The organism is Pseudomonas sp. Tof1, from assembly GCF_055390395.1.
The window spans coordinates 4,500,058-4,526,708 of record NZ_AP024344.1 but is presented as its reverse complement, the minus strand read 5'-3'; the positions used below and the strand labels follow the sequence as shown (position 1 = coordinate 4,526,708).

The following is a 26,651-nucleotide window of genomic DNA, read 5'->3' as shown; positions in this document are numbered from 1 at the left end:
GGGTCACCACTAGGAGAGGAGGCGCCATGCCCACTATTACTCTTCCCGACGGCAGTCAACGTTCGTTCGATCGCCCGGTTTCCGTAGCCGAAGTCGCCGCATCCATCGGTGCCGGCCTGGCCAAGGCCACCGTGGCCGGCAAGGTCAACGGCAAGCTGGTCGATGCCTGTGACCTGATCGACGCCGATTCCACACTGCAAATCATCACGCCCAAGGATGAAGAGGGGCTGGAGATCATTCGTCACTCTTGCGCCCACCTGGTTGGCCACGCGGTCAAGCAGCTGTATCCGACCGCCAGGATGGTGATCGGCCCGGTCATCGACGAAGGTTTCTACTACGACATCGCCTACGAGCGGCCTTTCACCCCGGACGACCTGGCGGCGATCGAAGAGCGTATGCACCAGTTGATCGACAAGGACTACGACGTGATCAAGAAGGTCACGCCGCGCGCCGAGGTCATCGAAGTGTTCACCCGGCGCGGTGAGGACTACAAGCTGCGCCTGGTCGAGGACATGCCGAACGAAACGGCGATGGGCCTGTACTACCACGAAGAATACGTCGACATGTGCCGTGGCCCGCACGTGCCGAACACCCGTTTCCTCAAGTCGTTCAAGCTGACCAAGCTGTCCGGCGCCTACTGGCGCGGCGATGCCAAGAACGAGCAGCTGCAGCGCGTCTACGGCACCGCCTGGGCGGACAAGAAGCAGCTGGCCGCCTATATCCAGCGCATCGAGGAAGCGGAAAAACGCGACCACCGCAAGATCGGCAAGCGCCTGGGCCTGTTCCACACCCAGGAAGAAGCCCCGGGCATGGTGTTCTGGCACCCCAACGGCTGGACCCTGTACCAGGTGCTCGAGCAGTACATGCGCAAGGTGCAGCGTGACAACGGTTACCTGGAGATCAAGACCCCGCAAGTGGTCGACCGCTCCCTGTGGGAGAAATCCGGGCACTGGGCCAACTATGCCGAGAACATGTTCACCACCGAGTCGGAAAGCCGCGACTACGCCATCAAGCCGATGAACTGCCCCTGCCACGTGCAGGTGTTCAACCAGGGCCTGAAGAGCTACCGCGAGCTGCCGATGCGTCTGGCCGAGTTCGGTGCCTGCCACCGCAACGAGCCGTCGGGTGCGCTGCACGGCATCATGCGCGTGCGTGGTTTCACCCAGGACGACGCGCACATCTTCTGCACCGAAGACCAGATGCAGACCGAATCCGCCGCCTTCATCAAGCTGACCATGGACGTCTACGCCGACTTCGGCTTCAAGGACATCCAGATGAAGCTGTCCACCCGCCCTGAAAAGCGCGTGGGCTCCGACGAGCTGTGGGACCGTGCCGAAAGCGCACTGGCCGCGGCCCTCGACAGCGCCGGCCTGCCGTATGACCTGCAGCCGGGCGAGGGCGCCTTCTACGGGCCGAAGATCGAATTCTCGCTCAAGGACTGCCTGGGCCGTGTCTGGCAGTGCGGTACCCTGCAGCTGGACTTCAACCTGCCCATCCGCCTCGGTGCCGAATACGTTTCCGAAGACAACAGCCGCAAGCATCCGGTGATGCTGCACCGGGCCATCCTCGGTTCGTTCGAGCGTTTCGTCGGAATCCTGATCGAGCACTACGAGGGCGCGTTCCCGGCCTGGCTGGCGCCAACCCAGGCGGTGGTCATGAATATCACCGACAAGCAGGCCGATTTTGCCCTCGAAGTGGAAAAATCTCTGGCCGAAAGCGGATTCCGTGCCAAGTCCGACTTGAGAAATGAGAAAATCGGCTTTAAAATCCGCGAGCATACCTTGCTCAAGGTTCCCTATCTTTTGGTTATCGGAGACAGGGAAGTCGAAACGCAAACTGTCGCTGTGCGTACCCGTGAAGGCGCTGACCTGGGCTCCATGCCCGTCGCCCAGTTCACGGCGCTCCTCGCGCAAGCGGTTTCCCGGCGTGGTCGCCAAGATTCGGAGTAATTATTATTAAGCGTGATATGAGACAAGATAAACGAGCTGCACCGAAAGCGCCGATCAACGAGAATATCTCGGCACGCGAGGTTCGGTTAATTGGCGCTGATGGCGAGCAGATTGGCATCGTCTCGATTGATGAAGCGCTTCGAATTGCCGAAGAAGCCAAACTGGACCTGGTGGAAATTTCCGCTGACGCCCAGCCACCCGTCTGCCGGGTGATGGACTACGGCAAGTCGATCTTCGAAAAGAAGAAGCAAATTGCTGCTGCGAAGAAAAACCAGAAGCAAGTGCAGGTTAAAGAAATCAAGTTTCGTCCAGGGACGGAGGAAGGGGATTACCAGGTAAAACTACGCAACCTGGTACGTTTCCTGAGTGACGGGGACAGGGCCAAGGTTTCCTTGCGATTCCGCGGCCGTGAGATGGCCCACCAGGAGCTGGGGATGGATCTGCTCAAGCGGGTTGAAGCTGACCTGCAAGAGTACGGATCGGTCGAACAGCATCCTAAGATGGAAGGACGCCAGCTGATCATGGTCATCGCCCCGAAAAAGAAGAAGTAACCACCAGGGCACGGCAGGCCTTGCGGTTATGTTTATCCATTGAATGCGGAGTATCCGAACATGCCAAAGATGAAAACCAAAAGCGGTGCTGCCAAGCGGTTTCTGAAAACTGCTAACGGCATCAAGCACAAGCACGCTTTCAAGAGCCACATCCTGACCAAAATGTCGACCAAGCGTAAGCGTCAACTGCGTGGTAGCAGCCTGCTGCACCCGTCTGACGTTGCAAAAGTCGAGCGCATGCTGCGCCTTCGTTAATTTTTGGCTCAAGAACAGAGGAAGTAACTCATGGCTCGTGTAAAGCGTGGCGTCATTGCCCGTAAGCGTCACAAGAAAATTCTGAAACTTGCCAAAGGCTACTACGGTGCACGCTCGCGCGTATTCCGTGTTGCCAAGCAAGCGGTAATCAAGGCAGGCCAATACGCCTACCGTGACCGTCGTCAGAAAAAACGTCAGTTCCGCGCTCTGTGGATCGCTCGTATCAACGCTGGTGCGCGTATCAACGGTCTGTCCTACAGCCGTTTCATCGCGGGCCTGAAAAAAGCGTCGATCGAAATCGACCGTAAGGTTCTGGCTGATCTGGCAGTGAACGAAAAAGCGGCGTTTGCTGCGATTGTCGAGAAAGCTAAAGCCGTTCTGGCTTAAGTACCCCCGACAATCACCGAGGTCGGCCTTCGCAGGCTTCGGTGTTAAACGTCAGTAAATAGGGGAAGAGCCTTCAAGCTCTTCCCCTATTTCGTATCTGGAGTCTGTACATGGAAAACCTGGACGCACTGGTCTCTCAAGCACTTGAGGCTGTGCAAAGCGCTGAAGACATCAATGCCCTGGAGCAAATCCGGGTTCACTACCTTGGCAAGAAGGGTGAGCTGACTCAGGTGATGAAGACCCTGGGGAGCCTGCCGGCAGAAGAGCGTCCGCAAGTTGGCGCCCTGATCAACGTCGCCAAGGAGCGTGTCACCGAGGTGCTCAATGCGCGCAAGGCGTCGTTCGAGGAAGCGGAACTGGCCGCCAAACTCGCCGCCGAGTCCATTGACGTGACCCTGCCTGGCCGTGGCCAGACCTCCGGTGGTCTGCATCCGGTCACCCGGACTCTGGAACGCATCGAACAATTCTTTACCCACATCGGCTACGGCATCGCCGAAGGTCCCGAGGTGGAAGACGATTACCACAACTTCGAGGCGCTCAACATCCCAGGCCACCACCCGGCCCGGTCGATGCACGACACCTTCTATTTCAATGCGAACATGCTGCTGCGCACCCACACCTCGCCGGTCCAGGTGCGCACCATGGAATCGCAGAAGCCGCCGATCCGCATCGTCTGCCCAGGCCGTGTGTATCGCAGCGACTCCGATATCACCCACTCGCCGATGTTCCATCAGGTCGAAGGGCTGCTGGTCGATCGCGACATCAACTTCGCCGACCTCAAAGGCACCATCGAGGAATTCCTGCGGGTGTTCTTCGAGAAGGAACTGGCGGTGCGTTTCCGTCCGTCCTACTTCCCCTTCACCGAGCCATCGGCCGAAGTCGACATGGAATGCGTGATGTGCAGCGGCAAGGGCTGCCGCGTGTGCAAGCAGACCGGTTGGCTGGAAGTCATGGGCTGCGGCATGGTGCACCCGAACGTGCTGCGCATGTCCGGCATCGACCCGGAAGAATTCCAGGGCTTTGCCTTCGGCATGGGCGTTGAGCGTCTGGCCATGCTGCGTTATGGCGTGAACGACTTGCGTCTGTTCTTCGACAACGACTTGCGGTTCCTCGCGCAATTTCGCTAGTCGTCACGAATCTATTGGGAGAACAGGATGAAATTCAGTGAACAATGGCTGCGTGGCTGGGTAAGCCCGCAGGTTAGCCGCGACGAGCTGGTGGCTCGTCTGTCGATGGCGGGTCTGGAGGTCGACAGCGTGACCCCGGCCGCTGGCGAATTCAGCGGCGTGGTGGTCGGTGAAGTACTGAGCACCGAACAACACCCGGATGCCGACAAGCTGCGCGTGTGCCAGGTCAGCAACGGTGCGGAAACCTTCCAGGTGGTCTGTGGCGCGCCCAACGTGCGCCCGGGCCTGAAGGTGCCATTCGCCATGATCGGCGCCCAACTGCCGGGCGACTTCAAGATCAAGAAGGCCAAGCTGCGCGGTATCGAATCCAACGGCATGCTCTGCTCGCAGGCCGAACTGCAGATCGGTGAAGGCAACGACGGCCTGTTCGAACTGGCCGCCGATGCGCCGGTGGGCGACGACATTCGTGCTTACCTGAGCCTGGACGACGCCAGCATCGAGGTCGACCTGACCCCGAACCGCGGCGACTGCCTGTCCCTGGCGGGTCTGGCCCGTGAAGTCGGCGCGCTGTACGCCGCTGACGTCACACGTCCAGCCGTGCCTGCCGTTGCCGCCGTGCACGACGAAGTGCGCCCGATCGAAGTCCTGGCGCCGGCGGCCTGCCCGCGTTACCTGGGCCGCGTGATCCGCAACGTCGACCTGTCCAGGCCGACGCCGCTGTGGATGGTCGAGCGCCTGCGTCGATCCGACGTGCGCAGCATCGACGCCGCCGTCGATATCACCAACTACGTGATGATTGAGCTGGGCCAGCCACTGCACGCCTTCGACCTCGCCGAAATCAACGGCGGCATTCGCGTGCGCATGGCTGAAGAAGGCGAGAAGCTGGTGCTGCTCGACGGTCAGGAAGTCACCCTGCGTAGCGACACCCTGGTGATTGCCGACCACAACCGCGCCCTGGCCATCGCCGGCGTGATGGGTGGCGAGCACAGCGGCGTGAACACCGCGACCACGCGTGACATCTTCCTGGAAAGCGCGTTCTTCGATCAGATCGCCGTGGCTGGCAAGGCCCGTTCCTACGGGCTGCACACCGACGCTTCGCACCGCTACGAGCGGGGCGTGGACTGGAAGCTGGCCCGTGAAGCCATGGAGCGCGCCACTGGCCTGCTGCTGGAAATCACCGGCGGCGAAGCCGGCCCGATCATCGAAACCGTCAGCGAAGCGCACCTGCCATCCGTGGCAGCGGTGACCCTGCGTGCCGAGCGCATCACCCAGATGCTGGGCATGGAAATGGACGCGGCCGAAGTCGAGCGCCTGCTGACCGGCCTGGGCCTGGGCGTGACCGCCAGCGGGGCAGGGCAGTGGACCGTCGAAGTGCCAAGCCATCGCTTCGACATCAGCCTGGAAGTCGACCTGATCGAAGAACTGGCGCGCCTGTACGGCTACAACCGCCTGCCGGTTCGTTACCCGCAAGCGCGCCTGGCGCCAAAGGCCAAGGCTGAAGCCCGTAGCGGCCTGCCGGAACTGCGTCGCCTGCTGGTGGCCCGTGGTTACCAGGAAGCGATCACCTACAGCTTCATCGATCCGAAGCAGTTCGAGCTGTTCAGCCCGGGCGTCGAGCCGCTGCTGCTAGCCAACCCGATCTCCAACGACATGGCGGCCATGCGCTCGTCCCTGTGGCCGGGCCTGGTTAAGGTGCTGCAGCACAACCTCAACCGTCAGCAGGATCGCGTCCGCCTGTTCGAAAGCGGCCTGCGTTTCGTCGGCCAACTGGAAGGCCTGAAGCAGGAGCCGATGCTGGCCGGTGTGGTCTGCGGCAGCCGCCTGCCGGAAGGCTGGGCGCACGGTCGCGATGCGGTCGACTTCTTCGACGTCAAGGCCGACGTGGAAGCGATCCTCGGTGCTGCCGGTGCCCTGGGCGATTTCAACTTCGTGCCGGGCAAGCACCCAGCGCTGCATCCGGGTCAGACCGCTCAGATCGAGCGTGACGGGAAACGGGTCGGCTTTATTGGCGCGATTCACCCGGAGCTGTCCAAGACTCTGGGCCTGGATCGTCCGGTGTTCGTCTTCGAGCTGGTCCTGGCTGAAGTGGCGGCGGGCAAGATGCCGAAATTCAGCGAGCTGTCGCGCTTCCCTGAAGTGCGTCGTGACCTGGCCCTGCTGGCGGACAAGGGCGTGGCAGCCACGGCCGTGCTGGAAGTCATTCGTGAGAATGCAGGCGAATGGCTGACGGACCTCAGGCTTTTTGACGTCTATGAGGGTAAAGGCATTGATCCTCATAGAAAAAGCCTCGCCGTTGGCTTGACCTGGCAGCATCCATCGCGCACTCTTAATGACGATGAGGTGAACTCCGCAACGCAAGACATCCTCACCTCGCTTGAAACCAGGTTGAACGCCACGTTAAGGAAGTGACGTATGGGGGCTCTGACGAAAGCTGAAATGGCGGAACGTCTCTACGAGGAGTTGGGTCTTAACAAACGCGAGGCCAAGGAATTGGTCGAGCTGTTCTTTGAAGAGATCCGCCACGCACTCGAGGACAACGAGCAGGTCAAGCTGTCGGGTTTCGGCAACTTTGATTTGCGCGACAAACGCCAGCGGCCTGGCCGCAATCCAAAAACGGGAGAGGAAATCCCGATCACGGCGCGCCGTGTGGTCACCTTTCGTCCAGGGCAGAAACTGAAAGCCCGAGTTGAGGCCTATGCTGGAACCAAGTCATAACGACGAGCTCCCGCCGATCCCAGGCAAACGCTACTTCACCATTGGTGAAGTCAGCGAGCTGTGCGCGGTAAAACCGCACGTGCTGCGCTACTGGGAGCAGGAATTTCCTCAACTCAACCCCTCCAAGCGGGGCGGCAACCGCCGGTATTACCAGCGCCACGACGTGCTGATGATCCGCCAGATCCGCGCCTTGCTGTACGACCAGGGCTTCACCATTGGCGGGGCGCGTCAGCGCCTCTCCAGTGACGACGCCAAGGAAGAGAACATCCAGTACAAGCAACTGATCCACCAGATGATCGCTGAGCTGGAGGATGTGCTGGCGGGGCTGAAGAAGTAAATTTTTTGGAAATAATACTTCCAAAATTCAAAAGGTTAGGTTACATTCCTAACCGCTTTCAGAGGTTTGAAAGCACAGCTACTCAGTGTCGGGGCGTAGCGCAGCCCGGTAGCGCACTTGCATGGGGTGCAAGGGGTCGAGTGTTCGAATCACTCCGTCCCGACCAAAAATCTAGAAAATCCAGCCACTTAACGGTGGCTGGATTTTTTTATGGGCAATGATTTTTTCTGAGTCGATTTTTTGTGCCGCCGCTGAAGAAAGGTACGGCGGGAAGGTGTAAAGGGCCTTAGCTCTCCTACTGCAGGAGATGAGCTTGGACATGAAGACTCCTTAGGCTCGATGTCAGCTTGCTCGAAAGTGTCCCGTGTTAGTGGGGTAGGACCCCTTCTGTTTCCGGGAATTATTGACCACTACACTTTACCCATGCACCGTCAATGGATAAGGTGACGGCGTCGCATAATGGCAGGTTGCCGTGTCCCAAGGATGGCTATCCATAAGCGCTGTTGCCACAGCCTTATCGCACAAGTCACCTTCTGATGCCCTGCAGCCCGTTACAGCCATCATTTGATTTGGGACAGCCCGCATTGTGGCGAGTGGCAGAAGGAGTTCTGTGCATGAATGAGTTGGTTGAGGCCATGCTGGCTGCAGTTCCCGCTGATGGTTCTAGCATCGGCAACCAGTCGCTGCTGGAGCACCTCAAAATTCAGTTTCCACATTTAGGAGACGAGTTCTATTGGCAGGCGCGTGAAGCTCTGATTGACCAGGGGCTTCTGCGGGCAGGTAAAGGTCGTGGCGGTTCTGTGCGGCGGTCTGATGTTGAGCTTCCACCGGCAAGTGCTTGGGTTCAATTCCTGCGTAGTTATGGGCCGTCATCGCGCAATCTGGCGATGTTTGATGAGTATGTTTCGAGGGCGCTAACGCAGGCAGGAGTGGAGCCGATTAGCCTCTCAACACCTCTATTAGAGGATATGGTGCGGCATATTGAATCCAAGGCACCAGGATCTATCTTGATCGCGGGAACAGCTGGTGATGGTAAGACCTATCACTGCCGCTCTCTGTGGGAGCGCATTGGTGGGGATCCTAAGGCTTGGGGCGCCAAGGGTAACGTGAAACAGCTATCTCTGGCGGACGGGCGTCTGGCTGTTTTTATCAAGGATCTTTCCGAGCTCAATGGAGAGGAAAGTGATCTGCCATTGCTGCGACTGGAAAAGTCGGTGCTAGAAGGAAATGACTCAGAGATAGTGATCCTTGCCGCAAACCATGGCCAAATTCTTGATCGTCTCCGTGATTTAGGGCGGCGCCAAGAGCGTGATCACCCACTTCGCAAACCGCTGCAAGAGCGCTTCTTACAGGCGGGACCAGCTCCTGATCGCCTGGCAGTGTTTGATCTCAGTCGCTCGACTAGCCGCAAAACATTAGACGAAGTTGCTATGGCTGTGGCAGGGCATCCCGAGTGGGACAATTGCAAGCACTGCACACTTCGGAGCGACGGTAAAGTTTGTCCTATTGACGAGAATCGCCGCCGACTTTTGGGTGAGTTGGATAGTGGTCAGTTGTGTCGCCGCTTGGGCGATCTGGTTGAAATTGCCAGGCACAATGGTCTGCATCTCCCTATACGCGACTTGCTTGCGCTTTGTTCGAACATGATTCTCGGGTGCTCCGATGCCAATCGTGCGAAGGACAATCTCATGACCTGCGCTGATGTCGCGAAGATCCAGGAGGGGGGCGACCTTGGCAAAGCTAGTATCTATGCCAACGTTTTCGGCGCCAATCTCCTCAAGAGGAGGACTTCTGATCGTCCTATCTTCAAGGCGATGTCCAGTTTTGGGGTGGGCGATGAGTCCACGAATGCCACTGATGGATTGCTTGTCTACGGCAAGGATGATTCGCGACTGCAAGCAGACTTTAGCCGCTTGGTCGCGAGCGATCCGATCTACGGAGCGACGGTTGCCTTTCGCGCAGCCCAGGACGCCTATTTGGAAGGGTACGAGGGGGCTCGCTTGGAAGAAGGGGTCACCGAGTTTCTAGCGATGCTCGAAGACCAGCGACGCAGGCTTTTCTTCACACTTCCTGATGGGGAAAGGGGCTATCCGCATTGGTCGATGACAGCCTTCTGCTTTGCTGGGGACTACTTGGAGATCATCGAGGCGCTCAAAGCGCAGAAGCCTGTGAGCGAGGCGGTTCGTGGACGCATCGCTAAGGGCCTCAACCGAGTATTAACAGGCCTTCTTCTCGAAAACGAAGATCGCATCTTCATCGCCAGTTCGGGCGGTTTCACTCAAAGCCGGGTGAGTGTGCTTTGTGACTACGAGACGCTTTCCCGTAGGCAGAGCGGCGTTGGTATGGCGATCAGGCTTGCCGAGGAGACAGGCCGTCCTCGACTCGACATTTCGCTTGCTGTGGGAGCGGGCAATTCGGTCGCTTTCGACTTAACCCCTATCCGCCATGAGTTTCTCTCGCGTGTGGCTGAGGGTGCTTTGCCCGCTAGCTTCTCCAACGAGTGTCTCGAAGATCTGTTGGCTTTCAAGGCAAAGCTCTTGCGTAAGGCTGAGATCGTCAAGAAGGCCAGCATGACTGGAGATGATGACGAAATCGGTGGCGAGAACTCCGTGCTGACACTCAACTTCATCGATATTGAGCCCGGTGGTCGCGGTTTTTCGCGCCCTGTGACTGTGAGGGTCTCTGAATGAGTGCAATTATCAAGAGGCCTGAGATTAAAAGCGTCGATTTTTGCGTCGACGAGAACATTTGGGGACATCGTCTTTACGATGAGCAGCTTCCTCACCTGACTGTTCTGGAGTTTTTGGGCGTACTTGGCTCGAACTTGGATCAGCCGCTTAGGCCTCACCAAGAGCGGGGCGGCTCGGTCATGTTCAAGCCACAGCGGCAAGTCCGCTTACGTGGGTTGCTGTTCAACAATCCCTACGTCGAATCGATCGCGGAGAGCACCGCGTCTGATGAGGAGAAATGGAAGCAGTGGTTTGAGCGCTTTAGGCAAGGAGCAACTGGTAATGGTGATGAAGATATGGCCTATCTGCGTCGCTCGTTCACCAGTTTTGACGACTTCGCAAAGGCTATTGAGCTGCTGCGCTCGTCGTCATTCGAGTCTCGCAGTAACAAGCGTTGGAGTTCCAAGTTCGTCTTTCCTTTCGGTCCCGACGCTCTTTATGAGGACTTGGCGATCAATGCAAAAGGAAGCATGAGCAACGATCGTCGCTTCTTTGCTCGTACAGGTGAGTTGCTCTATCTCATGCTCACACGTGCCAAGCGTGGAGCGGAGCTCGGTGACAGTCTTGCCAAGCGCCTATTTGATCACGAAGCGCCGATGAATCGGTTGGTCAGGGCTCTGCAAGGAGCGCCACAGAGTGCCGAAGAACCAAGGCTTTCGGGCTATCTTCCCGAGGTTTCCAATAGTCGCTTCGATCAAATCTGCGACGACTGGTTGTCGATCTTGAACAAGGATATGCCGATCTACGATGCCTTGGAGCATTTGATAGCGATCACCGGCCTGAACATGCTGCTCTACTTCTTGGAGCGAGCTAAGCGGGTAGCAGGTGATGACGATCCGGTCGAGATTGTCTGCGAAATTGTCTCCAAGGATCGCACGAAGATGAGAGCGCTTTCTGGCGATAGCTATCAATTCAATCAAGGGTTGCCAGCAAAGGCGGTGCGGGCTCATGTCGAGTCGATCCGGCAGGATGTTGGGTGGGCCGGGGCTGAATCTACGGAGTTCCCGGATGCCGAGCGAGTGAAACTCATGCGCGATCGCTTTCAGTGGCCGCCGACAGATGGTGGAGACGATGAGGACTTCACCGATAAGAGTCCAGAAGAGTTGGTTGCCAAACTGGCTGAGAATGCCTTAGCGCGTCATGAGCAGCATGTCGGCAAGATTCATGCGTCATGGTCGCGTGCAATCGGGCTCAGCTCACGCAGGCTCTCGAGACGCACCCGCTATGCGCCGAACGATAGGTTGCTCAAGTCGATCGTGGTCTCCATCGTGGAAGACCGGATGCAGTTCGATGAGTTTCTCGCTGAAGCCAAGTGCCGATATGGTCTCGTAATTGGTGATGCGGAGGGCGCGCGCCTAGTCGGCGCCAAGCTTGTTGACCAAGAAGAGCTCAGCGAGAACCGAAACAATCTTGAAGCTCGTCTTGTCAGCTTGGGCTTGGTTCGCAGGCTTTCCGACTCCTGCTCGTTTGTAGAAAACCCGTTCGCGTTTCAGGGAGAAGCCGCATGCTGACCGATCGCATTATTGGGCGCGTCGGCGCGGAAATTCTCGCCCAGCGCATATCTAAGCCTGGTCAGGCTGGTGATTTGGCCGCGCTCTTCAGACTAGACAAACTTTCAGCCAGTCAGATTGCGGCAGTCGCGCGAGCTATTCTCGCCAATCCGGATCTGCTTGCCCAAGTAGACCTCATGATTCCGGAGGCCTTGGTAGGGGGCCAAGGTCTACCGCCGGACATTCTGATTCCACATAACGCTGGCTACGTGCGCAACAACGCTGTGACCGCCAAGGCTGCGATCCTTACGGCTAATGGCAACGAGCACAATCTCGCGGACACGTTGGGTCACGTCATGGCTGTAGGTGCCAAAGAGATGCGGGCCGATCCTGAGCCGTGGGTCGAGGCCACGCTCCACTCGGGCGGCATTTCGCCAGTGCCCGAGGACCGAGCAGTGTTCCATGCTGCTCTTGGCGGGCTATTAGCATCCTCGGAACTTTCGTTAGTGCAGCTTGGCGAGTTTTGCTCTGCAATCGTCGAGGCTGTCGCCACGCATGGGATGCCCATCCGTGACGCGGTTGGCTTCGCCTTGCCATGCGCAGGACTTCCAAGAGACAGCACCTTCTTCTCGAATGCCAAAGCTTTCGGGGCATTGCGCAAACCTTGGCACAAGGCTTTCATCAAGCTCTTTGCTCAGCGTGCGCCGCTGCTCAAAAAGCTCCGCCAGAACGGCCAGCCTCTTGACTCGGAAGAGATTACCGAGCGTATCGAGGCCAATGCTGCAGACATTTCGGATGGGGCTCGCCAAGCTCTCGAAGCCTTCGCCGCTGCCCCTGCTGGAGATCAAGAGGCATCCGAGGTGCTTGCCCAATTCGAGTGGGAAAGCGATGGCGTATACCTTGCCTTCGACAAGCCCAAAGAAAAGCAACTTGGTTTAGCAGAGTCGACAATTCGCTTCTTCGATCATGAGTGCGACCAGGAGGACTCACTTGATGTCGAGAGCCGCAAGCTATTGGAGGACTTGAAGGGACGTGAGCGGCGATCAGATTTCACTGAGGAGGACGAAGAGTTTTTCGTTAAGCAGCGAAGACTGTTGGAGCAAGACGCCAAACTTTGCTCGCGCTGGGAAAAGGCTCTCTATGGCAAGCCCATCGACTGCAATGACTTCTTCGAGGGCTTCGCTCGAGTGGTCAATAGCTTGCATGCCGGCCTACGCGATCCGGAAGGCGAGCGGATTCTACGTTTCACTGTGACCAAGGGCCGCAAGGAGTGGCGCGAGCGATTCAACTACGACGCCGGCAGTTACTTCTCTGCTATGTACCGCGGATTAAAGGAGCTCATGGGCTCCAAGGTTGAGTGGAAGGTCGAACGGCTGGGAAATGCAAACTTACCCGACCCTCTCTTCGACTATGAAGCCTTCTTCGCCAAGGAGAAGGAGCTTCGTAACGATAAGAAGAGCAAGGTTCGTCCGAATCCGTCTCTATCGCGCTTAGCCCTGCAAATCAAGTTTGACGTGGCCTTAATTCAGGTTTGTAAGGACAAAGAGACGGTGCTGGCTAAGACACAGCTCCTTTGGAGCTACAAGCCCACAGCGATTGGCCTGTCGCTGACTGCTGACATGCGTCGCCTCTTGGAGAAAGGGGCCGTAGGTTGTACTGAGGTCCCCCGCAAATTAGTGAGTAAGAAGGGGGGCGTACAAAACGTCTCGTTGCTCGATACCGGGACGTTGGAGGCGACTTATTCGACTGATGCAGGGTCACTGGTTCCTGCGGCCAGTAAGCTCCAAAGCCTGCGCCATGTGATTAAGACTCGGATCAAAGAGCTCGCCGAAGAGGGGAGGCTGACGGCGCATCAGCAAAACGAGGTAAAGGCTTCTTGGGATAAGTTCGAGGAGGATTACATCAAGGCGATGGAGGACTTCGTCGCGATTGGGCTGCATGGCGATGCCGTTCTGCGTCAAGCGGAGTCTTACGCCGAACTGTTGAACACCCTGATGGCACATGCTCGTGGTGACGTTTGTCGTTCGCGACTGGTTTCCGAAGTACTATCGGTGGGCACGGTTCGTGTTGCTGGCGATAACCCCGCAATGATCATCCCACCGTGGCATCCAGAACGAATGAAGGCCCTTGCGGTAAAGACACGGCGTGTTGCCGGTTTCGCCACCCACTTGCTCTCCAGCGATAGCATTCTCTATGGCGATCGCGAGATTTTCATGCGGGAGCTCTCTGACGAGATCGCTCATCCATTCTATCCAGAGATCGCGGTTCTCAAACGGGGCGGCGCTTTGGCACTAGTTTCGGAAAGCAGCACAGTCAACGGCTATAGCCTTTTGGAGTCGCCCACGCGTGGTGCTGCGGAAGCTATGACCGATGTTGATCCGACGGCTGCAGCCAAACAGGTTCGTGAGCTTTTGGGGCGCTATGTGGGGCTGCAGCCCACGAGGCAAACAACCTGAGCGTCGTGCTTTATAACGCTGATGCAGCCGAGCTGCCGCTGGCCACCGTGCGCGAGCTCTCCTCACTCCAAGAGGATGACAAGCTCCAATGTAGTGTTTCTGTACGCCACTCAGATCCAGGAAAGCTGCGACGAGTCTATGGCGAGCTGGTTAATAAGGCCGGGGACGATCCGGATCTGCCAGTGGTCAGCGAGACCAGCGATAACTTCATCTCGAAGTTACGTATTTCTGTGACGCCCCTCTCGTCGACTCCCAGCGTGAGTGCGCAAGGTTTCAAGGCTTTTGATGTGGCTTTCCTGCATGACGTGGTCGCGCGGGAGGCTCAAACAGAGTGGCTGCCTGTGCAGTGGACCAATGACCGACCAAACTTGGATCATGCGCCGTCGCGCTGGTCTTACCGGAGCGTTTCGGGCGAGAACGAGCTGAAGTCGACCACATTCCTTGCCTGTCCATGGCAAACGGCTTCAGGCTGGTCATATGTGTCGGCTGTCGCCGCGGTTTGCCGTCAGACGGACGCTATGCCAGAGGAGCGATTCCTACCTGCGCGTCGTATTTCCCTACAAAGTCCAGCGTTGGCCGCAATGATTAAGGACGCGCACGAGCTGGCCGAATGGGTGGCCACTTACGACGAACTACTCGACAAGCGCCAGCTCCAGCACAACAACATCACAGTGGTGCGCTACCGTCGAGGCTCGACGAACGGCCGCAATATGATTGTGAGCTCGACCTCGGAACTCCGGTTGTTGGGCGTGTTGGTTCGCAGGCGATTGGAAGAATTGAATCTTCAGCTCGGATCCGATGAGCTCCAAGCCGCTGCCGACAAGGCGAAGCGCGACGCGCTTTCAATCTCCGGAGATATCGTACTGCGTGCGGCCAAGCGAGGCGTCTCTGCCGGAGAGATGCTTGGTCTTGTGCTAAGTCGTTACGTGCTCGCAGAGGAGTTCCTGGCCTCAGCGCAGGGTGGGCAGGTCTTGACCGCCTATTTCCTGCTCGACGATTACGCGAGTTGGTTATCCCAACCGGAAAGTCGAATCGCGGATATTTTGGCGCTTAACGTTGAGGAGCAAGAGGAAAGCGTCCGCGTCGTCATTTCAATTGTTGAGTCGAAATATGTCGGTGCCGATGGGTTGGCTCAGGCTCGACGAGGCTCCAAGGATCAATTGCTGGCAACATTGGGCATGTTCCGTGAGGCTCTTTTTGGTGATCCAGGGCGTCTTGATCGGGACGTTTGGTTGGCCCGTTTGGCCGATATGCTTTTAGATGCTGATGTTCCGCCGGGTATGACGGGCTTGATGGAGCGCGCTCGTGCCAAGCTGCGAGAGGGCGATGTAGAGATCTCGCTGCGTGGCTACTCACACGTCTACGTCCACACCTCGGACGCGGGCTCTGCCTCAGCGTCTGAGCAAGAGCTTCTGGATGAGTCCGAAGGCGTGATGGCTTGGCAAGAAGTATTCGATCGACCGGATCTGCGAAAGCTCGCCGAAGCGTATGCCAAAGGCTCTGGTGGTCACGAGGCTCGAATAGGGCTTGGGCCCCAGCAGCCTTGGAGCGGACACTGCTTCAAAATGCCGGCCCCACGAGTACCGTGGTTGTCCGCAATGGGACAACTATCGAGTGGACAGATCGATACCTTTGTTGAGGACGCTCCACCGTTAGACAAAGACGGCGCGGTGGCGACGTTGGGTGGCCCTGTGGCCGCACCCTCTATGCCGACAGAGGAGCCGACTCTTGCCCCGGCAGCTAGTACTGATTCAGTCTCTAGCCAGTTTTCCGCCACGCCCCCCAGCTTTGGGGCAGGGCTCTCTTCTCTGGTCGCATCGAAGTTTTCTGGCGGTGCGCAAGCCGATGCCGAACGGGAGGAGTGGGCTCAAGACGTCACTAAGAAGCTCAAGTCTGCGCTCAATAGCTACGGTCTTCAGGCGGCTATCCTCGGCACTCGATTGACTCCAAACGGCTGCCTCGTTCGTTTGGCGGGCTCTGATCGGTTACGTGTTGAAGATATCGAAAACAAGCGAACGCAGCTCCTCACTACCCACGCTATCAACCTCGTAACTGTCCAACCTAAGCCAGGCGAGATTGTAGTGACCGTCGCTGGCGCGAAGAGGCAGGCTGTGTCGCTTTGGGAGCTTTGGTCGCGTCGAGAGCTTAATAGAAACGTCGCAGGCATCAACACCTCATTCCTTCTGGGCCTTCAGGAGATTAATGGCGCGCTGCTGTATCTGAACTTGGGGGCTGAGTTCGGTGGGCTTTCATCTCATGAACCGCACTCATTGGTGGCTGGGGCTACGGGGAGTGGCAAGTCGGTACTCATCCAGGCTCTTCTCTTGGATATCGCGGCAACTAATCCCACGGAGCTGGCCCAAATCATCTTGATCGATCCAAAGATGGGGGTGGACTACGCGCCATTGGCCGATTTGCCACATATGCGTGATGAAATCATTATCACCAAGGAAAAGGCCGCCGAGGTTCTCGACGCTTTGGTTCAAGAGATGGAGGATCGCTACCGCTCCTTTGCCAAAGCCAGGGCTCGCGATTTACCAACCTATAACTCGAAAGTCTCGACCGAAGAACGTCTGCCAATGGTCTTCTTGGTTCACGATGAGTTTGCCGATTGGATGCTTGACGATGCCTATAAGGCTGCGGTGGGAGCTGCAGTTCAGCGGCTTGGAGTGAAGGCGCGTGCGGCGGGGATTCATTTGATATTCGCAGCACAACGGCCTGACAAAGATGTCATGCCGATGCAACTTCGAGAGAACTTGGGCAATCGCTTGATCTTGAAGGTGTCCAGCGAGGCGACCTCAAAGATCGCGCTCGATCGGCCGGGTGCTGAGTTGTTGTTGGGGAGAGGCCATCTTGCAGCCAAGCTTAATGGCGAACAGGGATTGGTCTTCGCACAAGCCCCGTTTCTTTCAGATCAGGATATTGAAATGGCTGTCGCGGCTATCCGTTCTGATAATTCTGAGCTGGGAGCGAACAGTGAAAGTTGATGACGCGGTTGAGACCATTGCGAAGTTCTTTAATGACCTAATCGGAGCATGGGTGCCAGGATTAGTGTTGGCAACTGGGTTGGTAATAATGCACTCAGGGCCTGGCTATGTTAAGTCACTAGTCAAGTTAAGTGACGGTGCTGGTGTGGCCTTGACAATGGCTGGATTGTTATTTGCTTTAGGTCACCTGTTGCTGGCAGTGAATGAGGTGGCGATGAAGCCATTTCTGAAACTCTTAAGAATAACAAGTAATTTTGATGAGGTAAAAGCTGGGGCGCGGCAGTCTTACAAGCTATTTAGTGAATTAGTAGACAATCGTCAGAGCGGAGTTCAGGGCGTTTGGCAGTTCCATGATCTTAGAAGTGTTGCCTTGTCTGTTTCAAATGAGGCGGCGTCACTCGGGCGAAGATTTATGTTTATCTCGCTGTTATGCAGTGGTGTTGGGACGGCTTTGCTTGTCATTGGCGTGGATTATCTCGCCTGCTATTTTTTGATCCCTGATCTTTTATACGGATATGAGCGGGCTGCACCTTGGGGAGTACAAGCGTTTCTGCTCTTTAGTTCAGCTGTCTTTCTTTTTAAACAGGCCGAGGTCTTTTATGCTCGAGCTATGAGTGTTCCATTCTCGGTGGCTTATGCGGAACTTAAATTTAAGAGAGGCTCCAATGCCGGTAACCCGTAGCAAAATCTATCTTGCCGGCGGATTTCATTCCGGTTGGCAAGAAAATGTAAAGTCAAGGCTCAAAGATTTTGATCTGTTGGATCCTGGGGCTCATGGTATTGATGATCCAGTCGAGTACACTCGTTGGGATTTGGCTGCTGTTCGCGAGTCTGAAATCGTATTGGCTAATATGGAGGCTTCTAATCCTGGAGGGTATGCATTAGCTCTCGAGATTGGGTTCGCAAAGGCTTTGGGGAAAGAGATATATTTGGTCGACCAAATCCAAGATCCTTCAGTTAAGCGCTATTTTGAAATGGTTAGACAGTGCTCGACTAAAGTTTTTAGCAGTTTAGATGATGCTGTTGATTATATTCTTAATGTCCAGCGCAGCTAAAAGTTAACTGTTCGGTCGATGGTACGTATGTCGTGGGATATCCCTCTAAGGGTGGAGGTTCGGACATGGGGCACTGCTAAAGCATTTTATGTGCTCATGTTTTTGTTTAGATTCGTAGCTCATTTTTAGGTTGCGATGATACGGATTATCCAAGTTCTGCAAATATTACAAGTGGCTGTTAGGCATCGTGTGAAGAGGAGCCGTTGTGGCAGGAAAACTCGTTGAGCATTTGGCACGATGCGAAACCGGTTCGCTCGTCGCTTTATTGGGAGACGCTACAGCAGCTCTCCTGAAAAAAGTTGGCAATGATGCATATAACAAAGATGGTCTCGCTTATTTGATTGTCAGTATGTATGGCGCGGAAAATGCGTTACGCAATAAAGCTATTCGCTCATTGCTGTTTTCGAATTTGAAGGGCGATGAGGGGCGGGCACTTTGTGAGATTCTTGGATTTCCGACGTCAGCAGTATTGATGACGCTGAATGGGGTTGACTTCGAGAGTAATACGCTCAACCTGTCATCTTTAATGAGTTGGTATGACGTGGCGTTCGATGCTAATGAACTTACCGCCCGAGATGTGGAAGTGTCAAGAAAGGCTGTAGCTAAACACAGGCTAAGATCTCATCAGCTCACTGCATTTCGGAAGATAAGAAGATTTATTGCTAGCCCAGATACATCTGTTCTAGTGCACATGCCGTTTGGTTCGGGTAAGTTGCGATTAGTTGCTACTGCTGTACTTGACCTTTATCGTTCTGAGCCCGATGGACGATCTATTATTTGGCTGGGAGTCGGCGAGGCCCTTTGTGAAGAGGCATTTATTGAGCTTCGTGAGGTTTGGGAGCAAATAGGGTCGCGAGATGTGACGATTTATCGTGTTTATGGCTGCCGACCTGTGCCAGATCTGGGCAATCTTGAGAACTGTATTATTGTTGCTGATATTAAAAAACTCGCTGATGAGCGTGTTGAGTTAGAGAGGTTAGGGAAAAATACTCGCGTAGTGATTCTCGGTGATGCTGAGCATGTGGCTCATCCAGCGGGCATTAAGATCATCGAGGAACTGTCGAAAGAGGGAGCCTTTAGCCTGGTTGGAATGTCTGCGGCCCCTGCCAGCGCCTTAATTCCAATACCTCACCAAACAGCGTTTCGAGCAAGATTTACGGGGTCGTGTATTTCTGTTGATGACGAAGATCCCGTGAAGCTTCTGCGAGAGGCAGGTTATGTAGGCCAAATTCTTAGCGAGATTAGGCATGTCAAGTGTGGTGTGGAAAAATTTGAAGATCACAATGCGCTGGAGTTCAGTGCTGAGTATTTGAATTTACTTAGCAAGGACGTTGAGCGCAACCAGTGTTTGCTGGATTTAATCCTGGCAGAGTCACAGACTTCAGGCAGAGTGATCTTTTTTGCTACTACTGCTGAGCATGCTCGTTTATTTGCTGGTTTGCTGTTCTTACGCGGTGTGAAAGCAATGTCAGTGACTAGTGAAGGATCGCCGGAAGATCGCTCTCGCACTATAAGTCAGTTTAATATTCGCGATGCAAAGGTTCTTTGTGTTCATGGGGTCTTTATTTCAGGAGATTCCATTCCTGGTGTTAGTGTTGCAGTTATAGCTATGCCAACGTTGTCGTCGGCAGTATTTCTTGGGCTAGTTGGGCGGTTAGCGAGTGCCCGAAATCTAGATAGTAATCACCTACGGGTTGTCGTGGTTTCTGACTCGGCGCCAGAGCAAATGCTTTTGGTGGAAACCCTTGGGGCCTGGAATAAATTGGATATTTAGGAAGCTAGCGATGTCATTCCCCATTATTCCTCAGAATTTATCTATTTCTGCTATGCGTAGCTCGGGGTATCGAGATACTGCGCATGCGCTAGCTGAGTTGATTGATAACTCTGTTCAATCTGGTCAGGAGTCCGGTGGGCGGACGGAAGTTGAAGTTATTTGCATTGATGCTGTTCCTAGTAGTGGGCGTCGACGAATTTCTAGTATAGCGGTATTTGATAACGCTGGTGGGATGGAGCCTGCCTTGTTGCGCAAGGCTCTTCAATTCGGTAATGGATCTCGCCTTGAGTCTAAGAATCAAAAAGGGATCGGTAAGTTTGGAATGGGACTTCCGAACTCCTCAATCTCTCAATGTAAGCGTGTTGATGTATGGAGTTGGCAAAAAGGTATAGTGCATCATGCGTATTTAGATGTTGAGAAAATCAAGGAAGGAGTAATGGCGGATGTGCCAGCTCCAAGTGTTTCAACTATTCCCTCCGTTTGGTTGTCACTAATTGCCGGGGAGATTGGAGAGAGCGGGACTTTGGTTGTCTGGAGTGATCTGGATAGAGTCTCATGGAAGCAAAGCGCAACACTTTTAAGGCATACTGAGTTTATTGCGGGTCGTGTATATCGTCATTTTATTAATAAAAAGGTTGTTCGAATTAGGCTATCTGCTTATCAGAATAGCGGTTCGGGGTATTCTTCTGTATATGAAAGTTTTGTTCGGCCAAATGACCCTTTGTATTTAATGAGTGGGACTAATGCTCCTGCTCCATTTGATCAGGCGCCAGCATTTGAGAAGTTTGGTGAGCAAACTATTCTGGTTGGGCATAATGGAGAGGAGCACAGTGTAGTAATTCGTGCTTCAATCTGTAAGCCGGAGGCTAGGCGGGAAGGGGGCACTAAACCTATCGGGCAGCACACTCTGAAAAATCAGGGAATTTCTGTTGTTCGATCTGGTAGGGAACTAGAAATGAATCATAGTTTCCTTAACTCCTATGACTCTCGCGAGCGTTGGTGGGGGATTGAGGTTGAGTTCGATCCTGGGCTTGATGATGTTTTTGGTGTGACAAACAACAAGCAAGCTGCAACGGGATTCATGCGTTTAAGCCTAGAGGAAGATGCGGAGGCTGAGGGGCTATCTGATCGTGGCTATCGCGAAATGCTAGAGCTAGATCGCGATCCTAGGCTACCTATGTATCGCATTAGCAGGGAGATTGAGAAGCTGCTTCGTACTATACGCGCTCAAGTAGCAAAAATGCGCGAAGGAGACCGTATTCAGGCGAAAAGTCACCGCCCCGAGGACAAAGCAGAGCTGGCTGCTACGGACTCAGTAAATCGTCGCCGGGATCGTGTTGGAGATACCGGCCGCAGCGATAAGCAAGAGGCACAGCCGAATAATGCGCGTGCAGATGCGATATCTAGCGAGATAATTCAGGATGGGGTTGAGGGTGATAGGGCTCATGAGATAGCTGTAGATTACGTCAGTAAAAAGATCAAATTCCGCTTTAAACACGCTGATATACCTGGGCAGATGATATTTGATGTGGCGGCAACTGGAGGCATCATCCTCGTAACGTTGAATGCTAGGCATCCCGTTCATCACCGGCTTTTCGAGGCTCTTCGGGATGAGGACGGTCCAGATAATCCATACGCAAAGGAAGTCCTTTCCTTGGTTGCGGCATGGGCTCGAATGGAGGATGAGGCTCCAAGCGAGAAAGCACGCCTAGTCATGGAGGATGTACGATTGAGTTGGGGGCGAATGGCTATGGACTTCTTTGAAGTTGGAGACTAAGAAGTGGGGGGGCGTGAAGCTATTCGAGGTTTCTCCATACAGACTTTGATTTGTCTGTTGGATTCACTGGACTCGAAAAACGAAGCCTGGGAGGCTGTTACTATCGAGCCTGACTCATTCAAAGACAAGGTGGATATACTTTGGGAGTTTCCAGGAGGCCGACGCCGCCTTCAGCAAATCAAGTCCTCTAAGAATCAGATTGGATTGGCTGATGTCGTTCCTTGGTGCGACGAACTTAAGGGCTCGGGAAAGGCAGATAGTTATCAACTAATGCTGGCTGGACCAATTGCGGCGTCAGTTCTGAGTGGGGCGCCTTTCAACGGCGTGGAAGTGCCTTTGCCTGTGTCGCTCGATACGCTGGCTTTAATTGAGCAGGCAGTTACTAAACTAGATCGTTATTTGGCTTCTAGGAAAATTTCTCTATTGTCAGTGGAGATTCGTGAGTCATTGATATATTTGATTTCTGCGCGCCTTTTGGACGGGGCGATTCAGGGGGTGCGATTGGTTCGTGATCAATTCGATGGGTGGATTTTACAGTGGATTACTTCTGCTTATCCTGAGGCAATTGAACAGCGCTTGTCAGTAGAGTGTAGTGTGCTTTGGAGTAGTCTGGAAGTTTCCAGTCCCATGGAGGTTTCTAAAAGGGCATTTGAGATACTACTTCCACTTACTATTGTTAATGGAGGTGCTTCAATTGCTGTTGTCGAGTGGTTTCTGATTAAAGTGTTAGCACAAGGCAGAGTGATGCTTTATCGACCAGTTTCAGTTGCGCCTGAGGCCGGCAGTGGAACACTAACTCGAAGAATGGTGGGTACGCCATTCGGAGAATTTGCTATATGTCCGAACTCTGCGGTTCGCCGTGAGTTAATGTTCGTCCCCATTGAGCGCGAAGGCTATGCGGTCGATGAATGGCCGCATGGCAGGCATGAGCTGGAGTTGTTTGTTAAGTATTCTGGCCAGTCTATGCCGAGGTCAGTCAAGAAAGTCTCAATTGAAGTCGCAATAGACGAAAGCTCCGTCCTCGGCACAGATGGTGTAAGACATATTTCTATATCTGGTCTTGAAAGTTTTTTGGAAGCTTTCTGATCTCTACTTGTGGCAGATTAAACATGAGCTATTTCCTTCGTCATCTCCGTAAATGTCGTCGATGTCTTCCAGGCATTCTTTCACTGGGCGAAGTGGATTTGTTGGAGTATTTTTTCTAAGGCGCTTACGGCGAGCCTCATACTCTGCTTTGATCTCGGCAATGCGTTCAGGTTTTTCTAAGTCCCAAAGGGATTCACCTTTGGACCAAGTAAAGGGTGAGCCGTGCGCTAGTGCATCTTTCTCTAGCTCCTTAGCTTTTTCGTAGTCCTCGGGTGACGCTCTTTGAGACGAACCCATTCAATCTTCTGTTGGAAGAAGCAGAATGTGCAGCCACTGCGCGAGCGCCATTCGTAGTACTTCGGATAGCCCAATCCAGAGGATTCAAGTATATCGACGACCCCGGCTTTATCGATGCCAGCTTGGCGGAAGGGGAATTTCACAATCATGTTCTCGGCTTTAGCCGAATACCCTTCGCGATACTCCTCATCAGCTCGGATTGCCACATAGGAGAAAACTTTATCCCCTGCAACCAGCCATGGCTTGACCCATTGCTCGAACGGCGCCAATTTAAGTTGACGAGTACACCAGCGAGTTTGCGGGCTAGGGAGAAAATGGTTGAATTCACGCAGCCAAAAGCGAAAGTCGCGGCGGGGATTGAGCCGTTCGATGGGTTTGCCCAAATAGCCTTCGAGTCGCCCTAGAAACTCATAGACTTCGGGAAGTTCTTCACCGGTGTCAGTGAAGAAGTAGTCGATGTCTAGCTCAGGGTGGTGGTCTCGCATCCAAACGGCCAAGGCCGCGCTATCCTTCCCGCCGGACAAACCTAGTACGTGGCGCTCAGTCATCCATCTGCTCCTTTTCACTGGCTAGGCTCATTCCTGCTTTAGCAAGAATGGCCAGCAAGATGTCGGTTTCGAGACCTTGCTCTTGCAACATCAAGGCGAGTTCCGCGGCCTTGACTTCGACCGTTTTGCGGTGGCGCTCCGAAATCGAGAATGATCTAGAGATCGTTGTGGTTTCCGCTCCTGCGCCAATGACAACTGCGATTGCTTCGCTCCGTGCTGGTCGATCTTTGACTGCGACGAACGCCTCTGCCTCGCGGAAGCGCCGTGCGAACTGAACAAGTTCAAGCACGGCTGCGTCGATGTGGCGGTCAACCCAGTCGCGGGGTGGTTTTTCGGCGGCCAGGCTCAGAATGCCCTCCAGTGCTGGGCGGCTGCCATCATAAGAGGCCAGTCGTGTCGAGAATGCATCGAGCCTGAAGTTGCCCGAAACGCCAGCTACAGCTTTTGCTCTTTCGCGAAGCGACTCTAAGTTGTCGAGAGATGCATCGAGCGCTTGAAACATCTTGGTTTCGACCTCGGAGAGCATCTTTGAATAGGCCGTTGCGATTTCCTGTAGTGGAGCGCGCAGGGCTTCTACATAGCTCTCGCCATCATCAGCACCAAGCAGTGAGGCTAAATCTACGAACAGAACTTTGTGTGGATCGCTAGCTTTTAGCAGCATGTCGCGTATTGCTTTGGCTGTTTCACCTAGGCGTTGTGTGCGTCGTGCCCATTCTGGCAGGCTGAAAATCAATGCAACGAGTCCACGCGCGGCCTCGAGAGCGTCTGCAGAGTCGATTTTCTCCCCGACCTCCTCTAAGAGAGTGGAAATTCCCTCTAGAATTTGGACTTTGTCTTCGTCAATCGCGATCCAGCGGAGTGTGAATCGCGTCGTGGCTTGAAGGCACTCGTCAATATCTGCATCGCTTAGTCGGGGGATAAACATACCGTCTTTGTAAACGGCGATATTGGCTTTGTGCGCAAGCAAGAAGGCAGTAAGAAATACAGGCAATATGCCCTGTTTCATCCCAAACGGAGGTAGGCGCCAGCGCTCATAGATAGAGTCAACACTTACTCGTGTATTCGCGTCGAGGAAGAGTTTTTGTGTGACTTGCCAAAGCTTGTAAAATCCTTTGTGCGAAGCTTCAGGTGGGTGGCAGAACTGCCAGATGTCACCTTCTTTGCGATATACGCCAGATGCTACGAGTAATGTTTCGAACAGGCCGCGTTCTGCAGGAAAGCCTTCGATCCCCAACCGCTCGACGCCTTCGGCGTTGATCATTGCGTGCAGCAAATCGCGGCGTGCTTTGACGCTGTTGCTAGAGAGGCTGTCGCGATTAACTAACTCGCTCCATACCGGGGGGCAAGCACAATAGAGTTCGTCAGCAAGCTCTGAGGCTTTCGGAGAGAGTTTTGTGCCTGGCTCAATTATTGTGTCGCCTCCATCGTGCCATTTGCAGAGTGGAACAGCTGCTTGCAGCTGGTCTTCGAGATCGGATTTGGTTGCGGCCAAACGCGCAAATACTTCGCGGCGAGCTACGGGGTCACCTCCGAGCTCGTGACGCTCTTTTACTTGTTCTAGGGCGACTAATTCGGCCGACAGTTCTGCGATGCGGGCATGATTAGAAGGGATGCCTACTAGTACTGGCCAAGGCTCTTCGTACGCGCATGCTTGGGCTCGCTTGCGAGCCTCGCGTGCTGACATATCGCGTCCTGGAAGCGCTAGTATAAACTGACCGAACTCGCCCCGTTGCGGTGTGTAGGTCTTAGCGATTTTTTCGGCCTGCTCGATGCTCTGCAGTGATAGTTCCATCCAGCGCATTGCACCCGTTTCATGGTAGTGCCGCTTGGCTACTACGGGATGCATTCCCATCAGTTGGGAGAGTTTGGCGTAATCGACTCCAGCGGATGCAGCTAGCGCTTGAGCAATAGCCGCGTCTATATCAAAGTCACTGCCCTCGAATACTGACCAGGAGCCAGTGTAGGTTTTGTACAAGGCTACTTTGAGTGCTGAGAGTTTCTTCAGGGCATCTTCAATCTGCTGACCAGGCACATTCTGGAACAGGGCCGCGATAACTGGTAGATCTGCAGAAAGTCCTGAACCGTTGCGGAATAGGTCAATCACGGCGATATTTTTGATTATCGCCACAAGAAGTGGATCACCTGACTTTGCCTCGGCACGCTCTACAGCCTCAACCGCTTGGGACCAGCGATGCCCATCAGGCGAGGCCAGAATTGCAGGCTCTAGATTTGCGCGTAGGTAGTCCCAATAGTCACTGGGGCGATACCAGGATGACTGGTCCAAGGAGGTGGACTGGAGATAAGCGCGGAAGCCATAGGGTTCAACTGACGACAGGAATCCAAAGGTGCTGCGCTCGTTCTGCCCGAATTGACGCTTAGAAATAGGCCCCAGTAATGCGGCCATAGCTGGGTGCAGTGGCCAACAACGTTCTAGAGCAGAAGAGAAGTCTTTCCCGACAGCTGGGCGGCGAGATCGGATGGCGTCGGCTATTGCATTAGAAGCACTTTGCGCCCACTCAGGGCGGTGTTTAGCTTCGATCGCGCTGCCGATAAGTTCAACGACCTCGTCACTTGCGGCGACGAAGGGGAGGTCTAAGTAACGTCCCTGAACCTTGCCCCAATCGTCCCGAGTGTCGATACCCAGTCGATTGGAGTATTGCGCGAATGACTGGTGCAGAACGCCAATTATAACCAGTCTGCCATCGGCGCGAGCAGATGCTTCGGCGAGCTCTTGGAAAAAGTAAACGTCGTCGCCGGAGCCTAAGGCCGATGCTTCGAGAAACTTGCCCATTTCATCGATAAAAACCAAGACACCGTCGTTTGGGCGGCTTTTGGCTTCGCTAATTAGATCAGCTATGACGTTTTGGGGGAGGCCTTGCTTCGGCCGTCAACGCTCGTGCCCCGGCTTTTTCGGATAGCTGCGTCCAGCTCTTTTACAACACTACCCCGTCGGCCAACCACGGGAATGACTAACCACCCCTCTTTGACAGGAAAGGCTTGGTCGAAATCTGGTTTCGAATCTAGTTTAAGGGCGGAGCGAGCTTTCGTTCTTAGGCTTTCGTCGTGATGGAGCGCGCTCGCCAGGGCGACAGCTAGAGAGGATTTTCCGCCACCAAATGGCCCTGTCCATG

20 protein-coding genes and 1 tRNA gene are annotated in these 26,651 nt (G+C 54.6%); 18 read left to right on the top strand and 3 right to left on the bottom strand.

The annotated features are described in order from the left end of the window. Positions 1–26 precede the first annotated feature (26 nt). The 9 genes from thrS to ACZ5KU_RS20135 all read left to right on the top strand — a co-directional run bounded on the left by thrS (position 27) and on the right by ACZ5KU_RS20135 (position 7,487). Entirely contained in the window at positions 27–1,949 is a 1,923-nt protein-coding gene (gene thrS / locus ACZ5KU_RS20175) for a threonine--tRNA ligase (RefSeq protein WP_054064495.1), read from the top strand. After that, positions 1,949–2,500 carry a translation initiation factor IF-3 gene (gene infC, locus ACZ5KU_RS20170; protein ID WP_186676118.1) on the top strand — a complete coding sequence of 184 codons (552 nt, stop codon included), beginning with the start codon at positions 1,949–1,951 and terminating at the stop codon, positions 2,498–2,500. The genes thrS and infC overlap by 1 nt, the downstream gene beginning before the upstream one ends. A gap of 60 nt (positions 2,501–2,560) precedes the next feature. After that, positions 2,561–2,755 carry a 50S ribosomal protein L35 gene (rpmI, locus tag ACZ5KU_RS20165; RefSeq protein ID WP_002553160.1) on the top strand — a complete coding sequence of 65 codons (195 nt, stop codon included), beginning with the start codon at positions 2,561–2,563 and terminating at the stop codon, positions 2,753–2,755. Between the two features lie 30 nt (positions 2,756–2,785). Then, positions 2,786–3,142, top strand: coding sequence for a 50S ribosomal protein L20 (rplT, locus tag ACZ5KU_RS20160; RefSeq protein WP_010443727.1), 357 nt, complete (start codon positions 2,786–2,788; stop codon positions 3,140–3,142). Positions 3,143–3,252: 110 nt separating this feature from the next. Further along, positions 3,253–4,269, top strand: a complete 1,017-nt coding sequence (gene pheS, locus ACZ5KU_RS20155; RefSeq protein ID WP_054057739.1) for a phenylalanine--tRNA ligase subunit alpha — start codon at positions 3,253–3,255, stop codon at positions 4,267–4,269. Between the two features lie 27 nt (positions 4,270–4,296). Next, positions 4,297–6,678: a phenylalanine--tRNA ligase subunit beta gene (gene pheT, locus ACZ5KU_RS20150; RefSeq protein ID WP_464736140.1), complete on the top strand. Its 2,382-nt coding sequence runs from the start codon at positions 4,297–4,299 to the stop codon at positions 6,676–6,678. 3 nt (positions 6,679–6,681) lie between these two features. Continuing rightward, positions 6,682–6,984 (top strand): integration host factor subunit alpha, encoded by a 303-nt coding sequence (gene ihfA / locus ACZ5KU_RS20145; protein WP_002553164.1) that lies wholly within the window; start codon positions 6,682–6,684, stop codon positions 6,982–6,984. Continuing rightward, positions 6,965–7,321: a MerR family transcriptional regulator gene (locus tag ACZ5KU_RS20140; protein ID WP_054057737.1), complete on the top strand. Its 357-nt coding sequence runs from the start codon at positions 6,965–6,967 to the stop codon at positions 7,319–7,321. Before ihfA ends, ACZ5KU_RS20140 begins: the two co-directional genes overlap by 20 nt. A gap of 89 nt (positions 7,322–7,410) precedes the next feature. Then, positions 7,411–7,487, top strand: a tRNA-Pro gene (locus ACZ5KU_RS20135). Positions 7,488–7,492: 5 nt separating this feature from the next. Here the strand turns inward: ACZ5KU_RS20135 and ACZ5KU_RS20130 are convergent. Beyond that, a complete protein-coding gene (locus ACZ5KU_RS20130; RefSeq protein WP_464736139.1) occupies positions 7,493–7,642 on the bottom strand; it encodes a hypothetical protein in 150 nt (49 codons plus the stop codon). Positions 7,643–7,935: 293 nt separating this feature from the next. Here ACZ5KU_RS20130 and ACZ5KU_RS20125 point away from each other — a divergent pair, with 293 nt between their 5' ends. From ACZ5KU_RS20125 to ACZ5KU_RS20085, 9 genes are all read left to right on the top strand, one after another. Further along, entirely contained in the window at positions 7,936–10,011 is a 2,076-nt protein-coding gene (locus ACZ5KU_RS20125; protein WP_464736138.1) for a hypothetical protein, read from the top strand. Then, positions 10,008–11,561: a hypothetical protein gene (locus ACZ5KU_RS20120; RefSeq protein ID WP_464736137.1), complete on the top strand. Its 1,554-nt coding sequence runs from the start codon at positions 10,008–10,010 to the stop codon at positions 11,559–11,561. Before ACZ5KU_RS20125 ends, ACZ5KU_RS20120 begins: the two co-directional genes overlap by 4 nt. Next, positions 11,555–13,996 (top strand): hypothetical protein, encoded by a 2,442-nt coding sequence (locus tag ACZ5KU_RS20115; protein ID WP_464736136.1) that lies wholly within the window; start codon positions 11,555–11,557, stop codon positions 13,994–13,996. Before ACZ5KU_RS20120 ends, ACZ5KU_RS20115 begins: the two co-directional genes overlap by 7 nt. A gap of 5 nt (positions 13,997–14,001) precedes the next feature. Further along, positions 14,002–16,983, top strand: a complete 2,982-nt coding sequence (locus tag ACZ5KU_RS20110; protein WP_464736135.1) for an FtsK/SpoIIIE domain-containing protein — start codon at positions 14,002–14,004, stop codon at positions 16,981–16,983. Continuing rightward, on the top strand, positions 16,973–17,665 hold the full coding sequence (locus ACZ5KU_RS20105; protein ID WP_464736134.1) for a hypothetical protein: 693 nt from the start codon (positions 16,973–16,975) through the stop codon (positions 17,663–17,665). Before ACZ5KU_RS20110 ends, ACZ5KU_RS20105 begins: the two co-directional genes overlap by 11 nt. Beyond that, positions 17,649–18,038 (top strand): hypothetical protein, encoded by a 390-nt coding sequence (locus ACZ5KU_RS20100; protein WP_464736133.1) that lies wholly within the window; start codon positions 17,649–17,651, stop codon positions 18,036–18,038. Before ACZ5KU_RS20105 ends, ACZ5KU_RS20100 begins: the two co-directional genes overlap by 17 nt. A 205-nt stretch (positions 18,039–18,243) precedes the next feature. Continuing rightward, positions 18,244–19,812: a DEAD/DEAH box helicase gene (locus ACZ5KU_RS20095; RefSeq protein WP_464736132.1), complete on the top strand. Its 1,569-nt coding sequence runs from the start codon at positions 18,244–18,246 to the stop codon at positions 19,810–19,812. Positions 19,813–19,822: 10 nt separating this feature from the next. After that, positions 19,823–21,589 (top strand): ATP-binding protein, encoded by a 1,767-nt coding sequence (locus ACZ5KU_RS20090; protein WP_464736131.1) that lies wholly within the window; start codon positions 19,823–19,825, stop codon positions 21,587–21,589. A 57-nt stretch (positions 21,590–21,646) separates the two neighbouring features. Further along, positions 21,647–22,675 carry a hypothetical protein gene (locus tag ACZ5KU_RS20085; RefSeq protein WP_464736130.1) on the top strand — a complete coding sequence of 343 codons (1,029 nt, stop codon included), beginning with the start codon at positions 21,647–21,649 and terminating at the stop codon, positions 22,673–22,675. A 242-nt stretch (positions 22,676–22,917) separates the two neighbouring features. Here the strand turns inward: ACZ5KU_RS20085 and ACZ5KU_RS20080 are convergent, their stop codons facing one another. Both ACZ5KU_RS20080 and ACZ5KU_RS20075 read right to left on the bottom strand, forming a co-directional pair. Further along, positions 22,918–23,520: a phosphoadenosine phosphosulfate reductase domain-containing protein gene (locus ACZ5KU_RS20080; protein ID WP_464736129.1), complete on the bottom strand. Its 603-nt coding sequence runs from the start codon at positions 23,518–23,520 to the stop codon at positions 22,918–22,920. Further along, positions 23,513–26,329, bottom strand: a complete 2,817-nt coding sequence (locus tag ACZ5KU_RS20075; protein ID WP_464736128.1) for an ATP-binding protein — start codon at positions 26,327–26,329, stop codon at positions 23,513–23,515. The genes ACZ5KU_RS20080 and ACZ5KU_RS20075 overlap by 8 nt, the downstream gene beginning before the upstream one ends. Between the last annotated feature and the right edge of the window lie 322 nt (positions 26,330–26,651).